Origin of the sequence: Pseudomonas sp. B21-028 (genome assembly GCF_024749045.1) — a bacterium.
Classification (GTDB): Bacteria; Pseudomonadota; Gammaproteobacteria; order Pseudomonadales; family Pseudomonadaceae; genus Aquipseudomonas.
Window position 1 is genome coordinate 6265357 of record NZ_CP087184.1, and the last position, 24171, is coordinate 6289527.

The window sequence follows — 24171 nt, forward strand, 5'->3', positions numbered from 1 at the left end:
GAGCGCTGCTTTATACCAGAAAGACCTCGGTGCAACAACAGCCCGTGTGATTTGTCTTTGCCGAGGATCCTCCACCAGCCGTGCCGAACGGCTGCGGCAAAGGCTGGTGAAGCTTGTGACCGCTCGTCGCGGCATCCGGTTTTTTTCAACGCCGACCGGTTCTGACGCATCCATGGGCCGGTGAAGCGTGCCGGAAAAAGCAAAAAGGGGATAGTCATTTGGCAGCGAGCCCACTAGGGTAGGCCTTTTCCAGACTGCACTCGCAGATGGGCCTTCGACCCGACAAGGAAACCGATCATGCGCCTCGCTGCCCTATCACTGTTGCTCGCCCCTCTGTTGATCAGTCCGTTGGCCCAGGCTGCCGCCCTGAGCGTCTGCACTGAGGCCAGCCCGGAGGGATTCGATGTCGTCCAATACAACTCACTGACGACTACCAACGCCTCCGCCGACGTACTGATGAACCGACTGGTGGATTTCGACGCCGCCAGCGGCAAGCTGGTCCCCAGCCTGGCCGAGCACTGGGACGTCTCGCCCGACGGGTTGACCTATGTGTTCAAGCTGCATCCAAAGGTCAGGTTCCACCAGACCGACTACTTCACGCCCCATCGCGACCTGAGCGCCGAAGACGTGAAGTTCAGCTTCGAGCGCATGCTGGACCCTGCCAACCCCTGGCATAAAGTCGCCCAGAGCGGCTTCCCGCATGCCCAATCCATGCAACTGCCGGCGCTGATCAAGAAAATCGACGCCCTGGACCCGCTGACCGTGCGCTTTACCCTCGATCACGCGGATTCCACTTTCCTGGCCACCCTGAGCATGGGCTTCGCCTCGATCTATTCGGCTGAATATGCCGATCAACTGATGAAGGCTGGCACCCCGGAAAAACTCAACAACCAACCCATCGGCACCGGCCCGTTCATTTTCAACCGGTTCCAGAAGGACGCCTCGATTCGCTACAAGGCCAACAACGATTATTTTGCCGGCAAGCCCCAGGTCGACCCGCTGATCTTCGCCATTACGCCGGATGCTAACGTGCGCCTGCAGAAACTGCGGCGCAACGAATGCCAGATCGCCCTGTCGCCCAAGCCGCTAGACGTGCAGGCCGCACGACAGGAACCGACCCTGAAGGTCGAGCAGACCGACGCCTTCATGACCGCTTTCGTGGCAATCAACAGCCAGCATCCCCCCCTGGACAAGCCCGAGGTGCGCCAGGCCATCAACCTCGCCTTCGACAAGGCCAGCTATCTCAAGGCCGTCTTCGAAGGCACCGCCGAAGCGGCCAACGGCCCCTATCCGCCGAACACCTGGAGTTACGCCAAGAACCTGCCCGGCTATGCCCATGACGCGGCCAAGGCCCGCGAGCTGCTGGCCAAGGCCGGCTTGAAGGAAGGGTTCCAGACCACAATCTGGACCCGTCCTTCCGGCAGCCTGCTGAACCCCAACCCCAGCCTCGGCGCGCAACTGCTGCAATCCGACCTGGCGGAAATCGGCATCCAGGCCGAGATCCGGGTGATCGAATGGGGTGAGCTGATCCGTCGCGCCAAGGCCGGCGAGCATGACCTGCTGTTCATGGGCTGGGCCGGCGACAACGGCGACCCGGACAACTTCCTGACGCCGCAGTTTTCCTGCGCGGCGGTCAAGTCCGGCACCAACTTCGCCCGTTATTGCAACCAGGACCTGGACAAGCTGATCAGCGCCGGCAAGACCACCGGCGAACAGGGCGTGCGCACCAAGCTCTATGAGCAGGCCCAGGCACAGATCCAGCAACAGGCCCTGTGGCTACCGCTGGCGCACCCGACCGCGTTCGCCCTGGTCCGCAAGGACCTGCAGGGTTATGCGGTCAGCCCGTTTGGGCGCCAGGATTATTCGAAGGTCAGCCTCAAGTAATGCGGTGAACCTTGTGGGAGCGAGCCTGCTCGCGATTGCGGAGTGTCAGCACAGGCAATGTCACTGACCAACCGCTATCGCGAGCAGGCTCGCTCCCACAAAGGATTTTCCGGGCGTCCGACTTCGCTCACATCCACCCATACTCCGCCATCGACAGCGGCTCCCCATCACCGACGATGAAGTGATCGAGCACCCGCACGTCAATCAGCTCCAGCGCCTCTTGAAGCCGCTCGGTGAGCAACCGGTCGGCCTGGCTGGGCTCGGTGCTGCCGGAGGGATGGTTGTGGCACAGGATCAGCGCGGCGGCGTTGTGGGCCAGGGCGCGCTTGACCACTTGCCGGGGATGCACGCTGGCGTTGTCGATGGAGCCGCGAAACAGCGTCTCGAAGCCCAGCACCTGATGCCTGGAATTGAGAAACAGGCAGCCAAACACTTCGTGGGGCTCGTGGCGCAGCATCGATTTCAGGTACTCACGGACGATCCCCGGGCTTTCCAATGTCGTTCTTTGCCGCGCCCGTTCGGCCAGATGCCGCCGGCTCATCTCCTGTGCCGCCTGCAACTGCGCGAATTTCGCCGGTCCCAGGCCCATATGGCTGCTGAACGTGATCTGGTCGGCTTCAAGCAGCGCGCGCAGGCTGCCAAATTGAGTCAACAGTTGTCGCGCCAGATCCACCGCGCTTTTACCCGACACGCCGGTGCGCAAGAAAATCGCCAGTAATTCGGCGTCCGAAAGACTTCCCGCCCCCGATGCCAACAACCTCTCCCGCGGCCGCTCGGCCACGGGCCAATCCCGAATACTCATAGGCTCTCCCTGATGGTGGGCACCGCTGTTCCATAGCGGTCGCTGTGATATCGTAGCCCATCTTTTTTGCAGGCGATTTGCACCCTGGCAGGCTGCTGTCGAGAGGTTCGTCCTGCATTGACCACTGAAATCCAAAGGCAGGCTTATGCAGCGGCTGTATCGGAAACGCATCGTTCTGGGCGTCGGCGGCGGCATTGCCGCCTACAAGAGCGCCGAACTGGTTCGCCGACTCATCGACCAGGGCGCGGAAGTGCGCGTCGTCATGACCCGTGGCGGCAGTGAATTCATTACCCCGCTGACCATGCAGGCCCTGTCCGGGCACCCGGTCCACCTGGATCTGCTCGACCCGGCGGCCGAAGCCGCCATGGGCCATATCGAACTGGCCAAGTGGGCCGACCTGGTGCTGATCGCCCCGGCGACGGCCGACCTCATTGCCCGCCTGGCCCAGGGCATCGCCAATGACCTGCTGACCACCCTGGTGCTCGCCACCGACGCCGTGGTCGCCGTGGCACCGGCCATGAACCAGGCCATGTGGCGCGATCCGGCCACCCAGGCCAACCTGCAACTGCTCGAAAGCCGCGACCTGAAAGTCTTTGGCCCGGCCTCCGGCAGCCAGGCCTGCGGTGATGTCGGCATGGGCCGCATGCTCGAAGCCACCGACCTGGCCCAATGTGCCGCCGACTGCTTCCAGCGCCACGCCCTGACCGGCAAGCACGTGTTGATCACCGCCGGACCGACCCAGGAAAACATCGACCCGGTGCGCTACATCACCAACCACAGCTCCGGCAAAATGGGCTTCGCCCTGGCCGAGGCCGCGGTGGAAGCCGGCGCCCGGGTGACGTTGATCACCGGCCCCGTGCACCTGCCGACGCCAGATCGGGTGACCCGCATCGACGTGGTCAGCGCCCGGGACATGCTCGCGGCTTGCGAAGCAGCCATCCCCTGCGACCTGTTCATCGCCTCGGCAGCGGTAGCGGACTACCGCCCTGAAGTCATCGCCCCGCAAAAATTGAAGAAAGACCCTACGAGCGGCGACGGCCTGTTATTACAAATGGTCCGCAACCCGGACATCCTGGCCACCATCGCCACCCGTCCCGACCGCCCCTTCAGTGTCGGCTTCGCCGCCGAGACCGAAAACCTGCTCGATTACGCCGCGCGCAAGCTCAAGGACAAGAACCTGGACTTGATCGTCGCCAACGACGTCGCCAACCCGAGCATCGGCTTCAACAGCGAAGAAAACGCCTGCAGCGTGATCGACCGCCAGTTGCACGCCACCCTTTTCGCCCAGACCAGCAAGGGCAAGATTGCCCGCCAACTGATCACTTTCATCGCCGAACGGCTGAACCAGGTTTAATTTTCCATGCACGCTCTACAAGCCAAGATCCTCGATCCTCGCATCGGCAACGAATTCCCGCTGCCGCAATACGCCACGCCGGGCTCCGCCGGCCTCGACCTGCGGGCCATGCTCAAGCAGGACACCGTCCTGGAGCCGGGCCAGACCCTGCTGATTCCCACCGGCCTGTCGGTGTACATCGGCGATCCGGGCCTGGCCGCGCTGATCCTGCCGCGTTCGGGCCTGGGCCATAAGCATGGCATCGTGCTGGGCAACCTGGTGGGCTTGATCGATTCCGACTACCAGGGCGAGCTGATGGTGTCGTGCTGGAACCGTGGCCAAACGGCCTTCAACATCGCAGTGGGTGAACGCATCGCCCAACTGGTGCTGGTACCGGTGGTCCAGGCCCACTTCGAACTGGTCGAGGAATTCGACGAGAGCCAGCGCGGCGCGGGTGGTTTCGGGCATTCCGGCAGCCACTGACCAGTGGGATCAGGCCGGGCGCGCTGCCCGGCCGGTTTATTATTAAGCTTGTGTTTCAGGGCAAAAAATGCGCAATGGCTTTCTGCTAGGTTTCCCATCCGGAATCAAGGTATTAGGCGAGCGAGGCCAGGGTAACGCTGTCTCATGGCACTTTCCCACCACGAACTCTCTGTCAAAAACGCCGTCATACCCTTCAGCTTGAGCCTGCCGACGCTGACCGTCGGCCTGTCCAGTCACCTTCTGAATAGAGCGTCCCGCCCATGAACACCCCAGCCGCAATCGCACCGATCTTCCCTGACAGCATCTTCCGCGCCTACGACATCCGTGGCGTCGTGCCGGAAACCCTGACTGGCGAAACCGCCTACTGGATCGGCCGCGCCATTGGCTCCCAGAGCCTGGCCCAGGGCGAACCGAACGTGTGCGTCGGCCGCGATGGGCGCTTGTCCGGCCCCGAGCTGGTAGAGCAGTTGATCAAGGGTGTTGCCGACAGCGGCTGCCACGTCAGCGACGTCGGCCTGGTCCCGACCCCGGCGCTGTATTACGCCGCCAACGTACTGGCCGGCAAATCCGGCGTGATGCTCACCGGTAGCCACAACCCGTCGAACTATAACGGCTTCAAGATCGTCATCGCCGGCGACACCCTCGCCAACGAGCAGATCCAGGCCCTGCATACCCGCCTCAAGACCAACGACCTGAGCAGCGGCAAGGGCACCGTCACCAAGGTCGACATCCTTGAGCGCTACAGCGACGAAATCGTCAAGGACGTGAAGCTCGCCCGCCGCCTGAAAGTGGTGGTCGATTGCGGCAACGGCGCGGCCGGCGTGATCGCCCCGCAACTGATCGAAGCCCTGAACTGCGAGGTCATCCCGCTGTTCTGCGAGGTGGACGGCAACTTCCCCAACCACCACCCGGACCCGGGCAAACTGGAAAACCTCGAAGACCTGATCGCCAAGGTCAAGGAAACCAACGCCGACCTGGGCCTGGCCTTCGACGGCGACGGTGACCGCGTGGGCGTGGTGACCAACACCGGCAGCGTCGTGTTCCCTGACCGCCTGCTGATGCTGTTCGCCAAGGACGTCGTGGCCCGCAACCCCGATGCGGAGATCATTTTCGACGTCAAATGCACCCGTCGCCTGATACCGCTGATCAAGGAATACGGCGGTCGTCCGCTGATGTGGAAGACCGGTCATTCGTTGATCAAGAAGAAAATGAAGCAAAGCGGCGCCCTGTTGGCCGGCGAAATGAGCGGCCACATCTTCTTCAAGGAGCGCTGGTTCGGTTTCGACGACGGCATCTACAGCGCCGCGCGCCTGCTGGAGATCCTCAGCAAGGAACAATCCAGCGCCGAAGACCTGTTCGCGACCTTCCCGAACGATATTTCTACGCCGGAAATCAATATCCATGTGACCGAAGAGAGCAAATTCAGCATCATTGATGCACTGCACGACGCTCAATGGGGCGAAGGGGCCGAACTGACCACCATCGATGGTGTGCGGGTCGACTATCCCCACGGCTGGGGCCTGGTTCGCGCGTCCAACACCACACCGGTGCTGGTCCTGCGTTTCGAGGCCGATAACGAAGCCGAGCTGCAGCGCATCAAGGATGTGTTCCACACCCAACTCAAACGTGTTGCACCCGATCTTCAACTACCGTTTTGATTTTTTGAAGCGCCACTGGAGCCCTGAATGACCCTCGAACGCGAAGCCGCCACCAACACCGCCAAGGTCCTGTCCGAAGCGTTGCCTTATATCCGACGCTACGTCGGCAAGACCCTGGTGATCAAATATGGCGGCAACGCGATGGAAAGCGAGGAGCTGAAGACCGGCTTCGCCCGCGACATCGTGCTGATGAAGGCCGTGGGCATCAACCCGGTGGTGGTGCATGGCGGCGGCCCGCAGATCGGCGACCTGCTCAAGCGCCTGGCGATCGAAAGCCACTTCATCGATGGCATGCGCGTCACCGACGCGCAGACCATGGACGTGGTGGAAATGGTCCTCGGCGGCCAGGTGAACAAGGACATCGTCAACCTGATCAATCGCCATGGCGGCAGCGCCATCGGCCTGACCGGCAAGGACGCCGAGCTGATCCGGGCGAAGAAACTCACCGTCACCCGCCAGACGCCGGAAATGACCCAGCCGGAAATCATCGACATCGGCCAGGTAGGCGAAGTGGTCGGGATCAATACCGACCTGCTGAACCTGCTGGTCAAGGGCGACTTCATCCCGGTGATCGCGCCTATCGGCGTGGGCGCCAACGGTGAGTCGTACAACATCAACGCCGACCTGGTGGCCGGCAAGGTCGCCGAAGCACTGAAAGCTGAAAAGCTGATGCTGCTGACCAACATCGCCGGCCTGATGGACAAGTCGGGCAAGGTCCTGACCGGTCTGTCGACCCAACAGGTCGACGATCTGATCGCGGACGGCACCATCTACGGTGGCATGTTGCCGAAGATCCGTTGCGCGCTGGAAGCGGTGCAAGGCGGCGTCGGCAGCTCGCTGATCATCGACGGCCGAGTGCCGAATGCGATCCTGCTGGAGATCTTCACCGATACCGGTGTGGGTACGTTGATCAGTAATCGCAAGCGCAACTGATATCAGCCTCGAAGACCCGCTCGGATTTCAGTAAAAGCGGGGCTTCAGCAAACGCTGAAATAGCTATATCTGGTGAAATCGCTAGACGATTTTCACTAATATGGCTATTTTCAGCATTCGTTGAAAGAGGCAGATTTGATGAAAGAGCTCGAAATACGTTCAAAAGAGGCGCTCAGCAGCCTTCTTAGCACAGTGCCTCTCATTGAAATTAGAAACCTGAAAACCGCGCTGCAGACACAAGCGTGGAATCCTGATTTCATTGTGGAGATAGAGGTATCAGGCAAATCACGTTTCCTAATCTGTACGATAAAAGCAAATGGACAGCCCAGATTTGTAACTGCGGCCGTACTTCAGCTTCGTGACTACGTGATTGGCAAGGAGATCAATGCCACACCTATCGTAATAGCCCCCTATCTTTCGCCTGTTACCAGGCAAGCATGTCGGGAAAAGGGTGTTGGGTATTTGGATCTGCTGGGCAATGCGTGGCTCTCATTCGATGGCGTATTCATTGACCGTCAAGTTGCCGACAAGCCCTCCTCGGAACACAGGGAGCTGAAGTCTCTTTTCAAACCAAAATCAGCGCAAATTCTTCGCACGATGTTGCGAGAACCGAACCGTGCATGGCGAGTTTCCGAACTCTCTTACGTAGCTGGGGTAAGTCTGGGCCTGGTCAGCAATATCCGAACAGCTCTGCTCGATCGGGAATGGGGACAAACGACAAGCGACGGATTCGTTCTACGCGATCCCCCAGCCCTTTTGGACGCCTGGGTCCAGGTTTACGAGCCCCCATTAGGGGAACGTAAGAAGTTCTACACCACCTTGCACGGTAGTGCCTTGGAGAAAGCAGCGCGAAGCGCTGTCAGTGAAAATAGCAATGGGCGTGCGCTCTTCGCCTCATTTTCCGCTGCGCAATGGCTCGCCCCCTATGCCCGGGTGAGCAGCCACCATTTCTATGCGGACAGCGAAGGGCTGGAAAAGCTGATCAAGGCACTAGAGCTTATTCCCGCATCCAAGGGCGAAAATGTGGTGATCACAATCCCCAAGGACGAAGGACTTCTACTGGACACCGTCGAGGCCGCCCCCGGCGTCATATGCACCAGCCCCGCCCAAACTTATTTGGACCTATCCGTTGCCGGGGAGCGCGCGCAAGAAGCAGCCGAGCATTTACGCCAGGAAAAACTGACATGGTCTTAGTCGTGCCGCAAGAGCCTCAATCCGCCTTGGATTATGAAGACAGAACGACGAATGCTGTAAAGGCGGTACTCGTCGAAATGGGCCAGATTCTGGGTAGTTTCAAGGGTAAATTCACTGTCATCGGCGGCGCGGTGCCTTGGCTGCTTCTGGCAAATAACGACATGCAGCATGTCGGCACGCTCGATGTCGACTTGAGTCTTGATGCACAGGCGCTTGGCGATGGAGAGTACGCGACACTGGTCGAAGCCTTGATGGGAAACGGGTATGAGCAGCGAGGAGAGTTACGGCGATTCCAGCTTGTTCGTCAGGTTCCTGTAGTCGACGGGGGTGCTCCAATAGACGTAATCGTGGACTTTCTGATGCCACGCGACGCCGAGATTATCCAGAATAAGCCACCTATTCTCAGTGACTTTGCTGTGCAGCGCGCTGACGGTGCCGACCTGGCAACGCGGTTCTACCAAATGGTTGCGATTGAAGGTCCTATGCCCACGGGCGGTACCAACCGCGTCGAGGTTGCCGTGTGCTCAATCCCCGCCTTACTCGCGATGAAGGGATATGCGCTTAACGGACGGCATAAGCAAAAAGACGCTTACGACATCTACTATTGCGTTCGAAATTATCCTGGTGGCATAGCAGCACTCGCTGAGGAGTGTCGGCCAGTCATCGAGACTGGTAGCGGCGAACAAGGCTTCCTGTACATTTGCCAAAAATTCGATGGAGTCGACGGCTACGGCCCAACTTCCGTAAGACGCTTCGTCGAAGACAGTCAGATCCTTGAAAATCGAACCTCGGAGCAGTGGCAAATGGATGCTTTTGGGCAAGTGGATGCGTTACTGCGCGCCCTTCGTCTACGAGCTTGAGCCTCCACTTGAAAATTCAGGGCCCTGTGGGTAGAGCCCTGGATTTTTTTCAGACGCCGAACTGCGCCCGATAAGCCTCAACCGCCGGCAAATGCTGCTTGAGCTGCGGGTCATCGGCCAGGAACTCCAGGACCTGGGTCAGCGAAACGATGCTGATGACCGGAATGCCGAAGTCGCGCTCCACTTCCTGGATCGCCGACAGTTCGCCGTTGCCCCGCTCCTGACGGTTCAGGGCGATCAGCACGCCGGCGGCCTTGGCGCCTTCCTGGGAAGCGATGATCTGCATCACTTCGCGGATGGCGGTGCCGGCGGTGATCACGTCGTCGATGATCAGCACGTCACCGGTCAGTGGCGCGCCCACCAGGCTGCCGCCTTCACCGTGGGCCTTGGCTTCCTTGCGGTTGAAGCACCAGGGCAGGTCGCGGTCGTGGTGTTCGGCCAGCGCGACGGCGGTGGTGGCGGCCAGCGGGATGCCTTTGTAGGCCGGGCCGAACAGCACGTCGAACGGGATGCCGCTCTCGACGATGGCCGCCGCATAGAAACGACCCAGCTGGGCCAGCGCGGAACCGCTGTTGAACAAGCCGGCATTGAAGAAGTACGGGCTCGTGCGCCCGGACTTGAGGGTGAACTCACCGAAGCGCAAAACCCCGCGATCGATGGCAAAGCGAATGAAATCGCGCTGATACGCCTGCATGAAAAAAGCCTCAAATACCGCGGATTTAGCTAAATAGGTACACGGCGTGTATCATACACGCACGTGATTTTTGGGGCCATTTATGCGGATCATCAGTGTGAACGTCAATGGTATTCAGGCTGCAGTGGAGCGAGGTTTGCTCAGTTGGCTGCAAGCACAGAATGCCGACGTCATCTGCCTGCAGGACACCCGCGCCTCCGCCTTTGAACTGGACGATGCAGCCTTCCAACTGGATGGTTACTTCCTTTATGCCTGCGATGCCGAAGTCCCCGCCCAGGGTGGCGTGGCTCTGTACTCGCGGCTGCAACCGAAGGCTGTCATCAACGGTCTCGGTTTCGAGACGGCGGACCGCTACGGGCGCTACCTGCAAGCCGATTTCGACAAGGTCAGCATCGCGACCTTATTGCTCCCTTCGGGGCAGAACGGCGATGAAGATTTGAATCAGAAATTCAAGTTGATGGACGATTTCGCCCGTTACCTGGATAAGCAGCGGCGCAAACGTCGCGAGTACATTTATTGTGGCTCGCTGTACGTGGCGCAACAGAAGCTGGACATCAAGAACTGGCGCGACAGCCAGCAATCTCCGGGTTTCCTGGCGCCTGAACGGGCCTGGATGGACGAGATCATCGGCAACATGGGCTATGTCGATGCCCTGCGCGAAGTCAGCCGCGAAGGCGACCAGTACAGCTGGTGGCCGGACAACGAACAGGCCGAGATGCTCAACCTCGGTTGGCGTTTCGACTACCAGTTGCTGACGCCCGGCCTGCGCCGTTTCGTGCGCAGCGCCCGCTTGCCGCGCCAGCCACGGTTCTCGCAGCATGCGCCGCTGATCGTGGATTACGACTGGACGCTGACGATCTAAGGGTCGTTTCGCAGATACAAAAAAACCGACAGCACTGTCGGTTTTTTTGTAGGCAATCACTTCCCCCGTGGGAGCGAGCCTGCTCGCGATGAGGGCTCAACATTCAACATCGATGTTGACTAACCCATCGCCATCGCGAGCAGGCTCGCTCCCACAAGGGCTACGCATTGATCGTTATTTGATCACCCGCCAGGTAAACGGATACCGGTACGGCTGCCCCTCATTGGCCTTGATCCCCCCGATGATAGTCAACACCAGCGCGCCGATGGCGATCAGCCCGAACAGGAAGAAGCCGATCACCACGATCATCAACAGGAAGCTGATGAGCGAGGCAATCGCTACGGTGATCTGGAAGTTCAGCGCTTCCTTGCCTTGGGCATCAATGAACGGATCGGATTCGCGCTTGATCTGCCAGATCACCAACGGCCCGATCAGCGTACCGAACGGAATCACCAGGCCCGACAAGGCGGACAAGTGGCAGAACATCGCCCATTGACGCGCCTCCCTGTCTGGCTGGGGCAGTACCACTTGTTCATCACTCATGACGCTCTCCTTGTCTGAAGCGCTATAGATCAATCGGCCAGGGCGGCCTTTTGCAGTTCGAAAATTTCGCTCATGCCTTTCTTCGCCAGCTCCAGCATAGCGTTCAGGTCTTCAGGCTGGAATGGCGCACCCTCGGCGGTGCCCTGGACTTCGATGAAGCCGCCAGCGCTGGTCATCACCACGTTCAGGTCGGTCTCGGCAGCGGAGTCTTCCAGGTAATCCAGGTCCAGCACCGGCTCGCCCTGGTACATGCCCACGGACACCGCGCCGATCATCTGCTTGAGCGGGTCGCCGCCCTTGAGACCGCCGCGCTTCTTGATCACTTTCAGGGCGTCGACCAATGCAACCATGGCACCGGTGATGGACGCGGTGCGGGTGCCGCCATCGGCCTGGATCACGTCGCAATCGACGTACAGCGTCACGTCGCCCAGCTTGGACATGTCCAGGGCGGCGCGCAGCGAACGGCCGATCAGGCGCTGGATTTCCAGGGTACGCCCGCCCTGCTTGCCACGGCTGGCCTCGCGCTGGTTGCGCTCACCGGTGGCGCGCGGCAGCATGCCGTACTCGGCCGTCAACCAGCCCTGGCCCTGGCCCTTGAGGAACCGAGGCACGCCGTTTTCGACGCTGACGGTGCAGATGACCTTGGTATCACCGAATTCGACCAGTACAGATCCCTCGGCGTGTTTGGTGTAGTTGCGGGTAATGCGGATCGAGCGGAGCTGATCGGCAGCGCGACCACTTGGACGTTTCATAGGGAACACCTGTACAGAGGACGGAAAACTGCCGGCATTATAAAGCCGCGAATCGTCCTAGGGCAGTTTAAAACGTCGCGCCGTTTTAAAAACCGCCGCCTCAAAGACCCGCCCGACGGGCTGCAGCGCTTTGTCACAGGCGCGGTTTGGGGGCATGAGCCTCACTGCGCTACAATCCTGCGCCTTTGCTGCCCGTCGGCTTTTTATCCACAGACTCCAGGCGCCACGACCCCGGTCGTGCCCGGCCTGCATTGCGAGGAACCTCCCATGGTGCACAGCATGACCGCCTTCGCCCGCGTCGAAAAGGCCGGCGCCCAAGGCACGCTGAGCTGGGAACTGCGCTCGGTCAACAGCCGTTACCTGGAGCCGCACCTGCGCCTGCCCGAGTCCTTCCGCGACCTGGAAGGCAGCGTGCGCGAAGCACTGCGCCAGGGCCTGTCCCGGGGCAAGCTGGAATGCACCCTGCGCTTCACCGAGGAAAGCACCGGCAAGCCGTTGCAAGTGGACCGCGAACGCGCCGCCCAACTGGTGGCCGCTGCCGAAACCGTCGCCAGCCTGATCAAGCACCCCGCCGCCCTGAACCCGCTGGAAGTCCTGGCCTGGCCCGGCGTGCTGGTGGGTGATGCCAGCGATCCCCAGGCCCTGAACGCCGAGGCGCTGGCGCTGTTCAACCAGGGGCTCAAGGAACTCAAGGCCGGCCGTGAGCGTGAAGGCGCGGAACTGGCACGGCTGATCAATGAGCGCCTGACCTCCATCGAAGAAGACGTGACGACCCTGCGCGAACTGGTTCCGCAGATGCTCGCCACCCAACGCCAGAAAGTCCTGGACCGCTTTGCCGACATGAAGGCCGAGCTGGATCCGCAGCGCCTGGAACAGGAAATGGTCATGCTCGCGCAGAAAAGCGACGTGGCCGAAGAACTGGATCGCCTGAGCACCCACATCATCGAAGTCCGCCGGGTGCTCAAGTCCGGTGGTGCGGCCGGTCGCCGCCTGGACTTCCTGATGCAGGAACTCAACCGCGAAGCCAATACACTGGGCTCCAAAGCCTTCGACCCGCGCAGCACCCAGGCTGCGGTCAACCTCAAGGTGTTGATCGAGCAGATGCGCGAACAAGTGCAGAACATTGAGTAAGGCTAACCCGACATGACCCACAGCACCGGCACTCTCTACATCATTTCCGCGCCCTCGGGCGCCGGCAAGACCAGCCTGGTCAAGGCCCTGATCGACGCCGAGCCGCAGATCCGCGTCTCGGTTTCCCACACCACCCGCGCCATGCGCCCGGGTGAAGTGAACGGCGTGAACTACCACTTCGTCGACCGCGAAGAATTCGTGAGGATGGCCGAGCACGGCGACTTCCTGGAGCGCGCCGAAGTCTTCGGCAACCTCTACGGCACCTCGCAGAGCTACTTGCAGCAGACCCTGGACGAAGGCCACGACCTGATCTTGGAAATCGACTGGCAAGGCGCCGAACAAGTGCGCAAGCTGATGCCCCAGGCCCGCTCGATCTTCATCCTGCCACCCAGCCAGCAAGCCTTGCGCCAGCGCCTGACCAACCGTGGCCAGGACAGCGACGAGATCATCGAAGGCCGGATGCGTGAAGCGGTCAGCGAAATGAGCCACTACGTGGACTACGACTACCTGATCATCAACGACGAGTTCGCCCAGGCGCTGGACGACCTGAAAGCGGTTTTCCGCGCCAATCAGCTGCAACAGAAACGCCAGCAGCAACGTTTCGGTAAATTATTGGCCGAACTGCTGGGCTGACCGGCCCTTCCCAAAACCGCTGCAACGGCTTTACATTGGTACTTGCAGCGCGCCGAGGGGGTTGGTCAAAAAATCAGCGCTTCCCTAAACGCTGGTGTTTTTTTAAACTGTCGAGTCCGCTCGCCCAACCGGGCAGCGCGCATATTGCATTCGCTCCGAGGAATACCATGGCCCGCGTAACCGTTGAAGACTGCCTAGAACACGTGGAAAACCGCTTTGAGCTGGTCATGCTCTCTACCAAGCGTGCCCGTCAACTGGCCACCGGCGGCAAAGAGCCATTGGTCCAGTGGGAAAACGACAAGCCTACCGTGGTAGCGCTACGTGAAATCGCCGAAGGCCTGATGAGCTACGAGTTCATCGCCAACGCTGAAATCGTTGAAGACGAACCGCTGTTCGCAGCGTTCGAGGACGAGTCCAACGAGGCGGTCTAAATCTATGCCTGGTCGACGTAGCACGGCGCGGGGTCACAGCAAACGGCAGGAGTCATCATCATGCCGAGCATAGACGCCCTCGCCGATCGCTTATCGGCCTACCTCGGCACGGACCAGGTCAATCTGGTCCGCCGAGCCTACTTCTACGCCGAACAAGCCCACGACGGCCAACGCCGCCGCAGTGGCGAAGCGTACGTCACACACCCGCTCGCGGTAGCGGGCATCCTTGCCGACATGCACATGGACCATCAGAGCCTGATGGCGGCCATGCTCCATGACGTGATCGAAGACACCGGTATTGCCAAGGAAGCGCTGCAAGCGCAGTTCGGCGAAACCGTGGCCGAACTGGTCGACGGGGTCAGCAAACTGACCCAGATGAACTTCGAGACCAAGGCCGAGGCCCAGGCCGAAAACTTCCAGAAAATGGCCATGGCCATGGCCCGCGACATTCGCGTGATCCTGGTCAAGCTCGCCGACCGCCTGCACAACATGCGCACCCTGGAAGTGCTGTCCGGCGAAAAACGCCGACGCATCGCCAAGGAAACTCTGGAAATCTACGCGCCCATCGCCAATCGCCTGGGCATGCATGCGATCCGCATCGAATTCGAAGACCTCGGCTTCAAGGCCATGCACCCGATGCGTTCGGCGCGCATCAACCAGGCCGTCAAGCGTGCCCGGGGCAACCGCAAGGAAATCGTCAACAAGATCGAAGAGTCGTTGAGCCACTGCCTGGCCATCGACGGCATCGAAGGCGAAGTCAGCGGGCGGCAGAAACACCTCTACGGCATCTACAAGAAAATGCGCGGCAAGCGTCGGGCCTTCAACGAGATCATGGACGTCTACGCGTTCCGGATCATCGTCGACAAGGTCGATACCTGCTACCGCGTGCTGGGTGCTGTGCATAATTTGTACAAACCGCTGCCGGGGCGCTTCAAGGACTACATCGCGATTCCCAAGGCCAACGGCTACCAATCGCTGCACACCACGCTGTTCGGCATGCACGGCGTACCGATCGAGATCCAGATCCGCACCCGCGAAATGGAAGAGATGGCCAACAACGGCATCGCCGCCCATTGGCTATACAAATCCAGCGGTGACGAACAACCCAAGAGCACCCATGCCCGGGCCCGGCAGTGGGTCAAGGGCGTGCTCGAAATGCAGCAGCGGGCCGGCAACTCCCTGGAATTCATCGAGAGCGTCAAGATCGACCTGTTCCCGGACGAGGTCTACGTCTTCACGCCCAAGGGCCGGATCATGGAGCTGCCCAAAGGCTCCACGGCGGTCGACTTCGCCTACGCGGTGCACACCGACGTCGGCAACAGCTGCATCGCCTGCCGGATCAACCGTCGCCTGGCGCCACTGTCCGAACCGCTGCAAAGCGGCTCCACGGTGGAAATCGTCAGCGCCCCTGGCGCGCGGCCGAACCCGGCGTGGCTCAACTTCGTGGTCACCGGCAAGGCCCGTACCCACATCCGCCACGCCCTGAAACTGCAACGCCGCTCCGAATCCATCAGCCTCGGTGAACGCCTGCTGAACAAGGTGCTGAACGGTTTCGACAGCTCGCTGGAAAAGATCCCGACCGAGCGCGTGCAGGCGATGCTCCAGGAATACCGCCTCGAACTGGTCGAAGACCTGCTCGAAGACATCGGCCTGGGCAATCGCATGGCCTATGTCGTCGCCCGCCGCCTGCTGGGCGAAGGCGAACAACTGCCAAGCCCCGAAGGCCCGCTGGCGATTCGCGGTACCGAAGGCCTGGTGCTCAGCTACGCCAAGTGCTGCACGCCGATCCCGGGCGACCCGATTGTCGGCCACCTGTCCGCCGGCAAGGGGATGGTGGTGCACCTGGACAACTGCCGCAACATCAGCGAAATCCGCCACAACCCGGAAAAATGTATCCAGCTCTCCTGGGCCAAGGATGTCACCGGCGAATTCAATGTCGAGCTGCGGGTCGAGCTGGAACACCAGCGTGGCCTGATCGCCCTGCTGGCCAGCAGCGTCAACGCCGCCGACGGCAACATCGAGAAAATCAGCATGGACGAGCGCGACGGCCGCATCAGCGTCGTCCAACTGGTGGTCAGCGTGCACGACCGCGTACACCTGGCCCGCGTGATCAAGAAACTGCGAGCCCTGACCGGCGTTATCCGCATCACCCGCATGCGCGCATAACCCCCAATAGCCCAGCCATTACAAGGAGTCATACATGACCAAAACCGTCATCACCAGCGACAAGGCCCCGGCCGCCATCGGTACTTATTCCCAGGCGATCAAGGCGGGCAACACCGTGTACATGTCGGGCCAGATCCCCCTGGACCCGAAAACCATGGAGCTGGTGGAAGGCTTCGAAGCCCAGACCGTACAGGTCTTCGAAAACCTTAAAGCAGTAGCCGAAGCCGCCGGCGGGTCGTTCAAGGACATCGTCAAGCTCAACATCTTCCTCACCGACCTGAGCCACTTCGCCAAGGTCAACGAGATCATGGGCAAGTACTTCGACCAGCCCTACCCTGCCCGCGCCGCCATCGGCGTAGCGGCCCTGCCAAAGGGCGCGCAGGTCGAGATGGATGCCATCCTGGTCATCGAGTAACAAGGCCGGCGCAGCGTCCCCCGCTGCGCCGTTTTCGTTTTGAAAGGATTCCACCATGCGCAAAGCGCTTGCTCTCCCGCTACTCGCCCTCCTCCTGGCCGGCTGCGCCAGCGACCCTGCCGACCGTGACATCAGCGGCACCTGGATCAACCAGGCCGCCATCGACGCTGCCGCCAAGGGTGGCCCCCTGCGCGAAGCGCTGCAGGCCTATGGCCCCAACCTGGAATGGGACGTCAACACCCGGGCCGGCCAGGCGCGCTACACCAACGGCTTTGAAAACGTCGAAGGCAAGTTACTGGCCCAAGAAGACGGCACGTGGAAAGTCGACATCTACGGCAGCGCCGCCAGCGAACTCAAGCGCGACGGCGACCAACTGAGCCAGACCGCCACCGAGAACGAGCCGCAACAGCTCTTCGACCGCGCACAAGTCCAGGTACCGGAAGGCGCCCCTATCGGCGCCAGTTTCGAGCGTGCGCTGTACGCCGCCTACCTGAGCGGCACCTGGAGCATCGTCAACGGCCCCGGTCAAGGCGCCACCATCCAGTTCCAACCCGACGGCCAGGTCAGCGGCCTGCCGGGCGCCGACCGCTACGCCCTGTGCCTGGCAGGCGACTGCGCCACCATGAGCAACGGCAACGACACCATCTGGCTTCAACAGAACGGCCATGGGAATACCTGGATCTTTGCTCGCGATGGGAAGCGACTGGAGATATTCCAGGCTGTGAATGCGTCGTTGGCGGATGAGATACCGTCGTATACGGCGGGGCCTCGGCAGTGGGTGCTGGAAAAGCAGTAACCCGCTCTCCCTGCACTAGCCCGCCCGCTTCAGCGGCGGGCGCCCCATGTACGAGAATGGGTATGAAGAACCTCGCATGATGGTGTTCAGTTGCTCCGCAGTGAGAACGAAATCACGACGGAAGTGCTTTCTGATAAAAAACGCACGAGCTAGCCGCCGCCCACCAAAACCGCTGTCCGTTTTTTCATTGCTTTTCCTTCACGCAAAAAAAACCAGGACCGCCGAGCAGGTTCTAAAAATTGCCTGCGAGCTGTACTGAGCTGTTGAGCAATTTTGGTCAACGTTGATAACCCGTCAATCCCGAACAGCCCCCCTGTTGTGGATGATCATTTGATACTCGACAGTTGAACTATTTTGACGTGGATTTTGTTCCCGCGGGCGTGAGGAATACGCTGACTGATAATCGTGCTATGGCCCGTCGAAAGCCTTCCAATTTTGATAAGTCCCCTCTCGTCCTATGGGTAATGACACCGTAGGCGTAGGGGAGGAGACCTTCCAGCCAATCTCTCGGGTGGATAACTGCGCTGTTTTCTAACGTGGATACTACCCAATCTGGTAGCCACGATACATCCCGGTCCGAGAAGTTGACCTCGCCAGCGATCAGCAATGCGAGCGTAATGCGTAACGAAGACTTTTCATTCACTAATCGCTCTTGCAGCGCCTGACAAGCTTCGGGGTTATCCAATATCGAATGAAGATCGTCGGGCTTCTTCAGCCGCAACGAGGCTGGAAGCAGCGCAGACAACGCTGGTAACGCGTCCACCCAACGTTTTCGTACTTCTTGATCAATTCCTGCGAAATCTAGCGCCGGGTGGATTGGCGGTGTGTGCTGGATAACGGTAGGCACCAAGTAGCGCAGACGAAGGCTCATGATGTCCATAAAAAGTCGGTCACTGGCGCATAACGACTCCACGGCAGGTACCGCGTCAAATTTAGCTGATGGCGGAGGTCCAATAATGAACGTCGCATTGCGTCTGTGGGGCAGGTAATGAACGTCTCCCCAACTGTGGTTTAAGCAGTGTGCGAGCCAGGCTTGGGGTGTAGGACCGTCAAATGGAGTCAGGTTCATTGGGACACCAAAGCCATTGAACACGACGTGGCCGAGGGGGTTGAGGCGGCTCTTCAATAGTTGGTGGAAGCTGTGCTCAAACACGATCGGGGGCATAACCGTCCTTAGTGTAAAGGTCGACAATAATGACGTCATAATGGTCAGGGTTGTCGACGAGGAAGCGCTCTGCATCAGCGATCTTGGTGGCAATATCGATATGCGCAGCCAATCGGTTCCGGTTTTCGAGGCTGCGTATCAGTGCTGTCTCGTCCAGATCAATAGCCAATAGACTGGCCACTCTGCTGCTGGCCGCGATTGGTGCCAGCGCTACACCGTCTGAAAGTCCCAGCATCAGAATCGAAATACGACTCTTAGCCGGGTTCCCCAGAAAGCCAATGCAGCCCATGTCATCATAATACTGACCGCAAAAGATCTGTTCGTGTTGAGTAGATCCAGGTCGATCCTTGAGGTCCCGCATCATATAAGACCGCTCTGTTAAAAAGGCACGAGTACGGTGAGGCACGTTAGTGTGCAAACGCGTTTGGATATTTGTTTAGGTATGCATTACTGAGTTGCGTATCTTTAGAACGCATGAAAAGTTTAAAGTCTGGTACAAGAAGCACCATTAGTGATAACAACAACACCATGACGCCTAGTAGCGTGATTGTCAGCGTAACTCCCAAGTAGCTGATCAAGGCATTCATCGCAAAACTGCCTAAGGGGCTTGCCGCTGCAGACAGAAAAGAAACCGTGGCAAAAATCCGATTGCGATGGAGCTTGGGCGTCGCCAGCAACCTCACTGCAGAGGTAGGGATATTGATTAACATCAGGCCAACGCCGCCGCAAAAAAAGGCTAATGGTACGATGAGCGACGATGAAACAGTGCCAACCACCACCAGGTTACCTCCCAGTAGTGCAAAACCAGCGGAAATGCAAATATCCCGAGGTACCCGTTCGGATAGCCATCCGATGATTTTGTAACTCCCCAGCAAAATACCCAGCCCGAAGCACGAATCAAGAAGACCAATATAAGTGACCGAATATTGAATGACGTCCTTTACGTACAACGGGATCAAGATAGTAAAAAATGGAAAAAGCGCGAAATTGATCAGCATCGCGATAATAGCCAAGTAAAACTCGATTTTCACGCCATAAACTACTTTGAAGCCCGAAAAGATCATACTGAAACCACTGGCACGCGGTGCTTTTTCGCAACGATCAACTGCACCGATGTGAGTCGAGATAGTTGCAATCAGCATCCCAGCGATGAGAACTGCAAAAAAATCGGCGACAAAGGCCATAGTGATACCGAACCCATAAATCAACCCACTAGCCAGTACCGGTCCCAAAAGAATAGAAAAGGAAGACATCACACTTTTAGTTCGAAAGGCTAAGGAAACTTTATCGTCATTTGCAAACAACGGAATAATCGACGCCTGGAGAGGGTCTCGCACGCCGACAATCGCACTGCTGAGCATCATTAGGGCGCCTACTGCCCAAGGGTTGAATGTCTGCGAGGCAGACAATAAAACCATCAATAATACTGCGAGAAAGCTGATCAATGAGGTCAGTTTGACAATGAGTATTTTATTGTACTTATCACCGAGCCAACCCAACAGAGGTTTGGCTAGCACCTCCGCCGCGATAGAACAGGCAATCATGTTGGTAAAATAGAGCGCAGAGCCTGTTTCCTGCAAAGCCCACCAAGCCACCGCCAGTTGATTACAACGTCCGCCCAATACCATGAGAAAAAAACTGAATTGTACCTTTAGTAGACGTCGGTCGATGTCGGGCAAGCTCCAATTTACACCAGTAAACTTTACGCTCATTGACGTACCTTTGATCTGGATAAGGCGACTATTGCCAGTGGGTCGCTCAAGAAACGACGGGGACAGATTAATCTGGATAGACAGCTAAATAGCGCTCGATACCACCCTCAAGGCAATAGAATTCTGCATCATGTCTGACGCTGCGAGCTGCCAGTAAGGCTGCCTTGCTTCTCACTCCGGATTTACAATAAAAAACAACACGGCGGGCGGGATCTAATTCGTCTTGGCGTTTGATGATATCTTTAAGCGGAATTAGTTTGCCGCCCAAGGAGCTGGAATGCCGATGCAATCTAGCCAAGTTGTGTCTGTACCCTGGTAATACCCAAGCGAGGGGCTAAATCATTGATAATAACCTTAAAGTTTTTTCGGCATTACGGCGACGAAGACTAGAGCTTAACCTGCGCATAATTTATTGCACCACCAGAAATGAGGGGTATAAGCAAGCTCCAATGTTATGCTCGAAATAGAGTGGAGGGAATAGTTACCCTCCCATTTTTTCAGGCTGCGACTTTCATATCTTCAGGCAGACTCAACACTACTGCGGCGTAAATTTTTGGCCAGCATTACACTTGTCGTCAAATTATTTTTATTATGGTTCGGCGGGGGTTTTGCTTTTACGGATATAACTTACACAGCATAGAGAATTTTCTTGCAGTAAATGGCTACGTTAGAGGCAATTCCGCTGGGACGGATGATTGTTTTCACCGCGAAAGCTTCCTCGGCGGGTCATTCATCAATTAACGTGCTTTCAGACATAGGGCTGATTACGCTACAACGAAGCGAATCATTGAATCTTCAGCAGCCTCTGTGCTTTCACACGTTATTCGAAGGCATTCGACGGCGTTGCAGATGTGATGCTGGAACGGGTAAATCAACTACCGTTGGAGCTTCAAATGGCTAACAACGGCATTACCATCCATGGGTTGTGCAACCCATTGGTGACGAACAACCCAAGGCAGCTGTTCTACCACATGCAGGTCAAGGTACCGGAAGGCGCCCCCATCGGCGCCAGTTTCGAGCGAGCGCTATATGCCGCCTACCTGAGCGGCACCCGGAACATCGCCAACGGCCCCAGCCAAGGCGCCACCGTAGAATTCCAACCCGACGGCCAGGTCAGCGGCCTGCCGGGAGCCGACCGCTACGCCCTGTGCCTGGCAGGCGACTGCGCCACCATGAGCAACGGCAACGACACCATCTGGCTGCAACAGAACGGCCATGGGAATACCTGGATCTTTGCCCGGGATGGGAAGCAGATCTTCGACTTAGGCATTCGATTTTATTGATGGCGACACAATGCATTGTGTCTATCCCCCCCAGAAAGTAATCTGCCGTAAGGACAGCTTCAATCAACGTGTGATACGCAACCTAAAGAGACCATGGAATGCTCGAAAATCTAGGTAATGAATACGTTAAAGCCGTACTCACAGGACTGCGCTTTGTATCGCTGATCGTGGTCTCGGCATGGGTCGCAGGAAAGCTGCAAGGGCTGTTCCATAATCAAAATACGTTGGTCTTTGTCGGGCTATTGCTTGTGGTGTGGTTTGCTTTGAATGAGTTGGTAGAAAGGATTGTAAAAAATCGGCGGTCTGTATCTAAGACCGAGAAAACCAAGCGACTGGATCTCCCCTGATTATCCAGACATATCCGACTGGCTGCTCCTGGCCCAAAGTGTGTAAAAACGCTCACGGGCCTCATCGCTTGGAACATCGACCTTCGTTGGTTGAGCGATCGTATGGTCAGTGCCGCGGGACGCATCGGTAGCGTCCTGGAGCACGTAACGCCGCTTTTATAGCCTCTCGAATGGGCCAAAATCAGTCTTTTCAGGCCGTCAGCGCGTTCATTAAACCGTTGGTACCGATGATTTTCATGACCCGTTTCAAGTTGTAGGCGAGCACATTCAAGCTCATCTCCGCACTCACCCCGGCCAGTTTTCGCGTCAGGAAGTGCGTCGCTCCCATCCATTGTTTGAGCGTCCCGAAGGGATGCTCAACCGTCCGTTTTCGGACTCGCATCATCTCCGGCGCTTTGCTCAGCCGAAGCTGCATGTCCTCCAATACGGTTTCATGCTCCCAGCGCCGAATTCGTCGCTCCGTGCTCGGTGTGCATTGCGTCTTCAACGCGCAGCCCTGGCATTTCGAACTCCAGTAACGATGCAACTTCAGGCCTTTTTCAACGTAGGAGTAGTGCCAGATCAGCGCCTCGCCAGCTGGACAAATGTATTCGTTTTTTGCCGCGTCATAGATGAAGGCATCGTTATTGAAACGCCCGTCAGCCTTGGCTCCAGAGGTCATCGGCTTGGGCACGTAGGCGGTGATACCTGCATCGTGACAAGCGAGGATTTGTTCGCTTTTGAAGTAACCTCGGTCAGCCACTACCGACAACGTATCTGACGCCATCACCTCGCGGGCTTGCTTGGCCATCGAGCTGAGTTGATCTCGGTCGGAACCGACGTTGGTCACCTCGTGCGCAACGATCAAATGGTGCTGGGTATCGACCGCCGTCTGCACGTTGTAACCGACGATTCCCGTGCCGCGCGTCATCATGGAACGGGCGTCTGGATCGGTCAGTGAGACCTGTTTATCGGGCGATTCATTGAGCTGGATTTCGATCGCCTGAAGCTCTTTCATTTGAGTTTTGAGCTTGGCGATTTTCTCTTCCAGCCGCACGGCTTTGGGCTCAGAGACTGTGGGTTCTTGCCGATCGGCAGCATCGAGTGCCGCCAGATAACGGTTGATACTCGATTCAATTTCTTCCATGCGCCGCTTCAGTTTGGCGCTGGTGAAATTGCGGTCGCGATTGTTGACGGCTTTGAATTTGCTGCCGTCGATGGCGACCAGATTTTCTCCAAACAATCCCAACTGCTGACAGAGTACGACGAACTGGCGACAAACGCCTCGGATGGCCTTGCTGTTGTCTTTTCGGAAGTTGGCAATGGTCTTGAAATCGGGCATCAAACGGCCGGTCAGCCACATCAGCTCGAGGTTGCGTTGGGCTTCTCGCTCCAAACGTCGGCTCGACTGGATGCGGTTGAGATAACCGTAGATATAGATCTTCAGCAGGATTGCGGGGTGGTAAGCAGACCGGCCAGTGTCAGCAGGAATAGCACCGTCAAAACCCAGACTGACCAAGTCGAGTTCATCGACGAAGACGTCGACTATGCGCACCGGATTGGTATCGCTGACGTAGTCGTCGAGGCTTTCGGGAAGTAAGGTGCCTTGGCCTCGATGTTCACCTTGGATGAAGCGCTTCATGGGCGATCCCTGCGATGAAATCCACAGAAATCATAGCAGGGCTAAGGGCGGTATTCTGTTCAGACATTGATGCGTTTTTCGACCGCCTGTAATTGCCTTACCGGGTCCCAACCACTCGGCGACGCTTGAGCTTTGCTCCACCAAAGCATTCCTTTAGAGATCCATAATTTCCGCAAATCAGCATGAGCAGATGTCGCGTCATCGTAGCCAAACTGCGTACCGCAGGACGGGCACATGCCAAACGAAGAGCAACCAACCTCATCGTATGGAGGCTCTTCAAGCCCGGGGTATCCACAAACCGGACAAAGATATGAAACGTTGCTTGCAATCATCCAACCCCCAGATTTCTAGCCTTTAGCCCACGTTGTCGGCGCGCCTGCTGATCTCCGGAATCTTATACTGAATCTGAGCAACTGACGTCTGACCTGGGCTGAGTAGGGCAAAGCATTCCAGAGTGGAAGCGGCTAACAAGG

Annotated in this window: 23 protein-coding genes and 2 pseudogenes; 16 read left to right on the top strand and 9 right to left on the bottom strand. The window is 58.2% G+C overall.

Features of this window, described 5'->3' with window-relative positions; all coding sequences use genetic code 11:
* Positions 1-297: 297 nt before the first annotated feature.
* Positions 298-1884, top strand: coding sequence for an ABC transporter substrate-binding protein (locus LOY35_RS27395; RefSeq protein ID WP_258629229.1), 1587 nt, complete (start codon positions 298-300; stop codon positions 1882-1884).
* Positions 1885-2011: 127 nt separating this feature from the next.
* Here LOY35_RS27395 and radC read toward each other — a convergent pair whose 3' ends face one another.
* Positions 2012-2686 carry a RadC family protein gene (radC, locus tag LOY35_RS27400; protein ID WP_258629230.1) on the bottom strand — a complete coding sequence of 225 codons (675 nt, stop codon included), beginning with the start codon at positions 2684-2686 and terminating at the stop codon, positions 2012-2014.
* A gap of 145 nt (positions 2687-2831) precedes the next feature.
* Here radC and coaBC point away from each other — a divergent pair, with 145 nt between their 5' ends.
* From coaBC to LOY35_RS27430, 6 genes and pseudogenes are all read left to right on the top strand, one after another.
* The gene (gene coaBC, locus LOY35_RS27405) at positions 2832-4040 is read left to right on the top strand and encodes a bifunctional phosphopantothenoylcysteine decarboxylase/phosphopantothenate--cysteine ligase CoaBC (protein WP_041022862.1); all 1209 of its coding nucleotides are present in this window, start codon (positions 2832-2834) and stop codon (positions 4038-4040) included.
* Between the two features lie 6 nt (positions 4041-4046).
* Positions 4047-4502 (top strand): dUTP diphosphatase, encoded by a 456-nt coding sequence (gene dut, locus LOY35_RS27410; protein ID WP_047702584.1) that lies wholly within the window; start codon positions 4047-4049, stop codon positions 4500-4502.
* A 254-nt stretch (positions 4503-4756) separates the two neighbouring features.
* Positions 4757-6160, top strand: a pseudogene (locus tag LOY35_RS27415) (phosphomannomutase/phosphoglucomutase); the annotation flags it as partial.
* A gap of 27 nt (positions 6161-6187) precedes the next feature.
* On the top strand, positions 6188-7093 hold the full coding sequence (gene argB / locus LOY35_RS27420; protein WP_258629234.1) for an acetylglutamate kinase: 906 nt from the start codon (positions 6188-6190) through the stop codon (positions 7091-7093).
* Positions 7094-7231: 138 nt separating this feature from the next.
* A complete protein-coding gene (locus LOY35_RS27425; RefSeq protein ID WP_258629238.1) occupies positions 7232-8287 on the top strand; it encodes a type IV toxin-antitoxin system AbiEi family antitoxin in 1056 nt (351 codons plus the stop codon).
* The gene (locus LOY35_RS27430; protein ID WP_258629240.1) at positions 8278-9147 is read left to right on the top strand and encodes a hypothetical protein; all 870 of its coding nucleotides are present in this window, start codon (positions 8278-8280) and stop codon (positions 9145-9147) included. Before LOY35_RS27425 ends, LOY35_RS27430 begins: the two co-directional genes overlap by 10 nt.
* A 49-nt stretch (positions 9148-9196) precedes the next feature.
* On the opposite strand, the gene pyrE is transcribed toward LOY35_RS27430, so the two are convergent.
* Entirely contained in the window at positions 9197-9841 is a 645-nt protein-coding gene (gene pyrE / locus LOY35_RS27435) for an orotate phosphoribosyltransferase (protein WP_041023878.1), read from the bottom strand.
* A gap of 82 nt (positions 9842-9923) precedes the next feature.
* Here pyrE and LOY35_RS27440 point away from each other — a divergent pair, with 82 nt between their 5' ends.
* On the top strand, positions 9924-10703 hold the full coding sequence (locus tag LOY35_RS27440) for an exodeoxyribonuclease III (protein ID WP_013694557.1): 780 nt from the start codon (positions 9924-9926) through the stop codon (positions 10701-10703).
* A 174-nt stretch (positions 10704-10877) separates the two neighbouring features.
* Here LOY35_RS27440 and LOY35_RS27445 read toward each other — a convergent pair whose 3' ends face one another.
* Both LOY35_RS27445 and rph read right to left on the bottom strand, forming a co-directional pair.
* A complete protein-coding gene (locus tag LOY35_RS27445) occupies positions 10878-11246 on the bottom strand; it encodes a DUF4870 domain-containing protein (protein WP_258629243.1) in 369 nt (122 codons plus the stop codon).
* A 29-nt stretch (positions 11247-11275) separates the two neighbouring features.
* Complete coding sequence (rph, locus tag LOY35_RS27450; protein ID WP_258629245.1) at positions 11276-11998, bottom strand: ribonuclease PH; 723 nt, start codon at positions 11996-11998, stop codon at positions 11276-11278.
* 267 nt (positions 11999-12265) lie between these two features.
* On the opposite strand from rph, the gene LOY35_RS27455 reads away from it, so the two are divergent.
* The 6 genes from LOY35_RS27455 to LOY35_RS27480 all read left to right on the top strand — a co-directional run bounded on the left by LOY35_RS27455 (position 12266) and on the right by LOY35_RS27480 (position 17570).
* On the top strand, positions 12266-13129 hold the full coding sequence (locus LOY35_RS27455; protein WP_258629246.1) for a YicC/YloC family endoribonuclease: 864 nt from the start codon (positions 12266-12268) through the stop codon (positions 13127-13129).
* A gap of 12 nt (positions 13130-13141) precedes the next feature.
* Positions 13142-13762: a guanylate kinase gene (gmk, locus tag LOY35_RS27460; protein WP_258629247.1), complete on the top strand. Its 621-nt coding sequence runs from the start codon at positions 13142-13144 to the stop codon at positions 13760-13762.
* A 167-nt stretch (positions 13763-13929) separates the two neighbouring features.
* Positions 13930-14193, top strand: a complete 264-nt coding sequence (gene rpoZ / locus LOY35_RS27465; protein WP_003177259.1) for a DNA-directed RNA polymerase subunit omega — start codon at positions 13930-13932, stop codon at positions 14191-14193.
* 60 nt (positions 14194-14253) lie between these two features.
* On the top strand, positions 14254-16359 hold the full coding sequence (gene spoT / locus LOY35_RS27470) for a bifunctional GTP diphosphokinase/guanosine-3',5'-bis pyrophosphate 3'-pyrophosphohydrolase (protein WP_258629249.1): 2106 nt from the start codon (positions 14254-14256) through the stop codon (positions 16357-16359).
* A gap of 34 nt (positions 16360-16393) precedes the next feature.
* Positions 16394-16774, top strand: coding sequence for a RidA family protein (locus LOY35_RS27475; RefSeq protein WP_014340863.1), 381 nt, complete (start codon positions 16394-16396; stop codon positions 16772-16774).
* Between the two features lie 55 nt (positions 16775-16829).
* The gene (locus tag LOY35_RS27480; protein ID WP_258629250.1) at positions 16830-17570 is read left to right on the top strand and encodes a hypothetical protein; all 741 of its coding nucleotides are present in this window, start codon (positions 16830-16832) and stop codon (positions 17568-17570) included.
* 349 nt (positions 17571-17919) lie between these two features.
* On the opposite strand, the gene LOY35_RS27485 is transcribed toward LOY35_RS27480, so the two are convergent.
* The 4 genes from LOY35_RS27485 to LOY35_RS28735 all read right to left on the bottom strand — a co-directional run bounded on the left by LOY35_RS27485 (position 17920) and on the right by LOY35_RS28735 (position 20745).
* Positions 17920-18735, bottom strand: a complete 816-nt coding sequence (locus LOY35_RS27485; RefSeq protein WP_258629251.1) for a hypothetical protein — start codon at positions 18733-18735, stop codon at positions 17920-17922.
* Positions 18716-19099 (bottom strand): hypothetical protein, encoded by a 384-nt coding sequence (locus tag LOY35_RS27490; RefSeq protein WP_258629253.1) that lies wholly within the window; start codon positions 19097-19099, stop codon positions 18716-18718. The genes LOY35_RS27485 and LOY35_RS27490 overlap by 20 nt, the downstream gene beginning before the upstream one ends.
* A gap of 43 nt (positions 19100-19142) precedes the next feature.
* On the bottom strand, positions 19143-20447 hold the full coding sequence (locus LOY35_RS27495; protein WP_258629255.1) for an MFS transporter: 1305 nt from the start codon (positions 20445-20447) through the stop codon (positions 19143-19145).
* A gap of 67 nt (positions 20448-20514) precedes the next feature.
* On the bottom strand, positions 20515-20745 hold the full coding sequence (locus LOY35_RS28735) for a rhodanese-like domain-containing protein (RefSeq protein ID WP_408981174.1): 231 nt from the start codon (positions 20743-20745) through the stop codon (positions 20515-20517).
* A gap of 646 nt (positions 20746-21391) precedes the next feature.
* Here LOY35_RS28735 and LOY35_RS27500 point away from each other — a divergent pair.
* Both LOY35_RS27500 and LOY35_RS27505 read left to right on the top strand, forming a co-directional pair.
* Positions 21392-21703, top strand: a pseudogene (locus LOY35_RS27500) (hypothetical protein); the annotation flags it as partial.
* Positions 21704-21828: 125 nt separating this feature from the next.
* Complete coding sequence (locus LOY35_RS27505) at positions 21829-22077, top strand: hypothetical protein (protein ID WP_258629257.1); 249 nt, start codon at positions 21829-21831, stop codon at positions 22075-22077.
* Between the two features lie 190 nt (positions 22078-22267).
* Here LOY35_RS27505 and LOY35_RS27510 read toward each other — a convergent pair whose 3' ends face one another.
* Entirely contained in the window at positions 22268-23698 is a 1431-nt protein-coding gene (locus tag LOY35_RS27510; RefSeq protein ID WP_258629259.1) for an IS1182 family transposase, read from the bottom strand.
* Positions 23699-24171 lie beyond the last annotated feature (473 nt).

Coding starts and splice junctions, on each gene's coding strand:
- LOY35_RS27395 (WP_258629229.1), top strand. CDS start 298: ATGCGCCTCGCTGCCCTATCACTGTTGCTCGCCCCTCTGTTGATCAGT.
- radC (WP_258629230.1), bottom strand. CDS start 2,686: ATGAGTATTCGGGATTGGCCCGTGGCCGAGCGGCCGCGGGAGAGGTTG.
- coaBC (WP_041022862.1), top strand. CDS start 2,832: ATGCAGCGGCTGTATCGGAAACGCATCGTTCTGGGCGTCGGCGGCGGC.
- dut (WP_047702584.1), top strand. CDS start 4,047: ATGCACGCTCTACAAGCCAAGATCCTCGATCCTCGCATCGGCAACGAA.
- argB (WP_258629234.1), top strand. CDS start 6,188: ATGACCCTCGAACGCGAAGCCGCCACCAACACCGCCAAGGTCCTGTCC.
- LOY35_RS27425 (WP_258629238.1), top strand. CDS start 7,232: ATGAAAGAGCTCGAAATACGTTCAAAAGAGGCGCTCAGCAGCCTTCTT.
- LOY35_RS27430 (WP_258629240.1), top strand. CDS start 8,278: ATGGTCTTAGTCGTGCCGCAAGAGCCTCAATCCGCCTTGGATTATGAA.
- pyrE (WP_041023878.1), bottom strand. CDS start 9,841: ATGCAGGCGTATCAGCGCGATTTCATTCGCTTTGCCATCGATCGCGGG.
- LOY35_RS27440 (WP_013694557.1), top strand. CDS start 9,924: ATGCGGATCATCAGTGTGAACGTCAATGGTATTCAGGCTGCAGTGGAG.
- LOY35_RS27445 (WP_258629243.1), bottom strand. CDS start 11,246: ATGAGTGATGAACAAGTGGTACTGCCCCAGCCAGACAGGGAGGCGCGT.
- rph (WP_258629245.1), bottom strand. CDS start 11,998: ATGAAACGTCCAAGTGGTCGCGCTGCCGATCAGCTCCGCTCGATCCGC.
- LOY35_RS27455 (WP_258629246.1), top strand. CDS start 12,266: ATGGTGCACAGCATGACCGCCTTCGCCCGCGTCGAAAAGGCCGGCGCC.
- gmk (WP_258629247.1), top strand. CDS start 13,142: ATGACCCACAGCACCGGCACTCTCTACATCATTTCCGCGCCCTCGGGC.
- rpoZ (WP_003177259.1), top strand. CDS start 13,930: ATGGCCCGCGTAACCGTTGAAGACTGCCTAGAACACGTGGAAAACCGC.
- spoT (WP_258629249.1), top strand. CDS start 14,254: ATGCCGAGCATAGACGCCCTCGCCGATCGCTTATCGGCCTACCTCGGC.
- LOY35_RS27475 (WP_014340863.1), top strand. CDS start 16,394: ATGACCAAAACCGTCATCACCAGCGACAAGGCCCCGGCCGCCATCGGT.
- LOY35_RS27480 (WP_258629250.1), top strand. CDS start 16,830: ATGCGCAAAGCGCTTGCTCTCCCGCTACTCGCCCTCCTCCTGGCCGGC.
- LOY35_RS27485 (WP_258629251.1), bottom strand. CDS start 18,735: ATGCCCCCGATCGTGTTTGAGCACAGCTTCCACCAACTATTGAAGAGC.
- LOY35_RS27490 (WP_258629253.1), bottom strand. CDS start 19,099: ATGATGCGGGACCTCAAGGATCGACCTGGATCTACTCAACACGAACAG.
- LOY35_RS27495 (WP_258629255.1), bottom strand. CDS start 20,447: ATGAGCGTAAAGTTTACTGGTGTAAATTGGAGCTTGCCCGACATCGAC.
- LOY35_RS27505 (WP_258629257.1), top strand. CDS start 21,829: ATGCTCGAAAATCTAGGTAATGAATACGTTAAAGCCGTACTCACAGGA.
- LOY35_RS27510 (WP_258629259.1), bottom strand. CDS start 23,698: ATGAAGCGCTTCATCCAAGGTGAACATCGAGGCCAAGGCACCTTACTT.